Here is a 2370-nt window from a genome sequence, read left to right on the forward strand (position 1 = left end):
GCCGCCCCTTCCCGTCCCGTCCCTGGGGGCTGCGCCCCCAGACCCCCTTTCGGCGCTTCGCGCCTCGTCCTCGAACGCCGGACGGGCTGAACTGGCCGACTCCGAGTCGGCAAAAGGGGTGCTGGAGCGGGCGTAGCGTAGGCGGTATGGCTACGTATGGATCGTTTCCCGGTGCGCGTCCTCGGCGGCTGCGGACCAGTCCTGTCATGCGGCGGATGGTCGCCGAGACCCGGCTGCATCCGGCCGACTTCATTCTTCCCGCGTTCGTGCGCGAGGGTGTGAGTGAGCCGGTGCCGATCGGGGCGATGCCCGGGGTCGTGCAGCACACCCGCGACAGTCTGAAGAAGGCCGCCGCGGAGGCGGTGGAGGCCGGGGTCTCCGGGATCATGCTCTTCGGGGTGCCGGAGGAGTCCAAGAAGGACGCCCTCGGGACCGTGGGGACCGACCCGGACGGGATTCTCCAGGTCGCGCTGCGGGACGTACGGGCCGAGGTCGGGGACGAGTTGCTCGTCATGTCCGACCTCTGTCTCGACGAGTTCACCGATCACGGGCACTGCGGTGTGCTCGACGCCCAGGGGCGTGTCGACAACGACGCCACCCTTGAGCGGTACGCCGAGATGGCTCAGGTGCAGGCCGACGCCGGTGCCCATGTGGTCGGTCCCAGCGGGATGATGGACGGGCAGATCGGGGTCGTCCGCGACGCTCTCGACCAGATCGGGCGCGAGGACGTCGCCGTCCTCGCCTACACCGTCAAGTACTCCTCCGCCTTCTTCGGGCCCTTCCGGGAGGCCGTCGGCTCCTCGTTGAAGGGGGACCGCAAGACCTACCAGCAGGACCCCGCCAACGCGCGGGAGTCGATGCGCGAGCTGGCCCTCGACCTGGAGGAGGGCGCCGACATGGTGATGGTCAAGCCCGCCGGGCCCTACCTCGACATCCTCGCGCGGGTCGCCGACGCGGTGGACGTGCCCGTGGCCGCCTACCAGATCTCCGGCGAGTACTCGATGATCGAGGCCGCCGCCGAGAAGGGCTGGATCGACCGCGAGCGGGCGATCCTGGAGACGCTCACCGGCATCAAGCGGGCCGGTGCGCAGAACATCCTCACCTACTGGGCCACCGAGGTGGCCCGGATCCTGCGCTGACCTACCAGGCCAGGGCGTCGTCCATGCTCTGCTGCCAGTACGTCACCGTCAGCGAGCTGTCGTAGTACACGCCCTTGGCCGGCAGCGGCGGCGTCGCCGTGGCGCCGCCGTCACTGTTCGGGGTGCGGCCCTGGAAGGCGACCGTCAGCTTCTTCGCGGTCGCGCCGCCGTCGCCGCTGCCGTCGGCCGCCGCCAGCAGGACGCCCGCGTAGCCGGACTCGCCGGGCGCGAGCGTCGTCACCGCCTGCGGCTGCGTCTCCTTCGCGGCCGTCGGGGCCCACTGCATCTCGTCGAAGCGGAGCACCGGGTAGTAGGTCAGGTCGCACAGCTTGCTGCCGGTGTTGGTGACCGTGATCAGCATGTGGTTCAGCGGGCGGGGGACCGGCTGGGCGGTGACCTTCGTGTTCGAGCCGTTGCACAGGACGCGGTTCTCGGGGGCGGCGGCCGAGTCGGACGCGTTCGCGTCGTCCTGGGCCGCCTTGTCGTTGCCCTCGGTTCCCTTGGCTCCCTCGGCCTTCTCGTCCGGCGCGGGGGTGGTGGTCGCCGGCCGGCCGCTGTCGGTCTTCCCGGGCTGCGGGGCGGCCGGCGAGGACACCGGGGCCGACGCGCCCTCGTCCTTCGTGCCCGTCCCGTCCTCGCAGGCGGTCAGCGACAGCGCGGCCAGGGCGGCGATCGCCGGGGCGAACAGGCGGGCGGTGCGGCGGGTGGGGAGAGTACGCATCGTGAACTCCTCTGATGGAGATGGCTGGTTGACGCATGCCGCTCGACCGGGTGCCGGGAGCGGCGTGCTTGGATGGCCACAGCTTGTGGGGTGATTCGTCCCAGCCGCCACGACCGGCGGACGATCAGGGACGCTGGAACGCCCACGACGGGTCTGAGCTGGGGAAACAAACCGTCCCTGGAACGCCGGGACGGGACATGGGGGGTGGACGAACGGTGGCTGCGGCCGAGTTCGCGGAACTGCTGCGGGAGTTGAAGGACCGGTCCGGGCTCAGTTACGGCACGCTCGCGAAACGGCTCCACATGAGTACGTCGACGCTGCACCGCTACTGCAACGGGGACGCCGTCCCCACCGACTACGCGCCCGTCGAGCGGCTCGCCCGGCTGTGCAAGGCCTCGCCCGAGGAACTGGTCGAGCTGCACCGGCGGTGGGTGCTGGCGGACGCGGGGCGCGGGAAGAAGGGGAGTGGTCCGGCGGCGGAGGAGGGGAGTGGTCCGGCGGCGGAGGAGG

General features: G+C 71.1%; 3 protein-coding genes. 2 read left to right on the forward strand and 1 reads right to left on the reverse strand.

The window, feature by feature from the left end; translation table 11 throughout:
• Positions 1-146 precede the first annotated feature (146 nt).
• Positions 147-1139: a porphobilinogen synthase gene (gene hemB / locus BZL64_RS22580; protein ID WP_086771021.1), complete on the forward strand. Its 993-nt coding sequence runs from the start codon at positions 147-149 to the stop codon at positions 1137-1139.
• A gap of 1 nt (position 1140) precedes the next feature.
• On the opposite strand, the gene BZL64_RS22585 is transcribed toward hemB, so the two are convergent.
• Positions 1141-1860 (reverse strand): DUF4232 domain-containing protein, encoded by a 720-nt coding sequence (locus BZL64_RS22585; RefSeq protein WP_086771022.1) that lies wholly within the window; start codon positions 1858-1860, stop codon positions 1141-1143.
• 197 nt (positions 1861-2057) lie between these two features.
• Between BZL64_RS22585 and BZL64_RS22590 the strand changes: the two genes are divergently transcribed.
• On the forward strand, positions 2058-2370 hold a 313-nt coding region (locus tag BZL64_RS22590), incomplete at its 3' end, for a helix-turn-helix domain-containing protein (RefSeq protein WP_208639494.1).

The organism is Streptomyces bobili (assembly GCF_002154575.1).
In the GTDB taxonomy this organism is placed as follows: domain Bacteria; phylum Actinomycetota; class Actinomycetes; order Streptomycetales; family Streptomycetaceae; genus Streptomyces; species Streptomyces bobili.

Excerpts from the sequence above, each read along its gene's own strand:
- hemB (WP_086771021.1), top strand. The coding sequence starts at position 147 with ATGGCTACGTATGGATCGTTTCCCGGTGCGCGTCCTCGGCGGCTGCGG.
- BZL64_RS22585 (WP_086771022.1), bottom strand. The coding sequence starts at position 1,860 with ATGCGTACTCTCCCCACCCGCCGCACCGCCCGCCTGTTCGCCCCGGCG.